The organism is Methylophaga sp. UBA4204, assembly GCF_002379485.1.
Taxonomy (GTDB): domain Bacteria; phylum Pseudomonadota; class Gammaproteobacteria; order Nitrosococcales; family Methylophagaceae; genus Methylophaga.
In genome coordinates, this window is the sequence record NZ_DFTU01000106.1 from 32,992 (window position 1) to 33,330 (window position 339).

Genomic DNA, 339 nt, shown 5'->3' on the forward strand with positions numbered 1-339 from the left:
TTCACGGTAAGCAACCTGCGGTTCACCAACAATTACATCAACGTTATGGGTACGCTTCAGGATATCGACTTTGATATCCAAATGTAATTCACCCATACCTTTCATAATGGTTTCACCGCTATCGTCATCGGTTTCAACACGGAAAGAAGGATCTTCTTTAATCATTTTGCCCAGTGCAACACCGAGTTTTTCAGCGGCAGCTTTATCTTTAGGCGCAATCGCGATTGAGATAACGGGATCCGGGAAGACCATTGGTTCCAATGTCGCCGGATTTTTCGGGTCACATAAGGTGTGTCCAGTCTGAACATCTTTCATACCGACGATGGCGATAATGTCACC

The 339-nt window shown here is 45.1% G+C and carries 1 pseudogene; it reads right to left on the reverse strand.

Annotation, left to right across the window (positions count from 1 at the left end):
* Nucleotides 1-339: pseudogene (locus tag B3182_RS15565) on the reverse strand (elongation factor G); the annotation flags it as partial.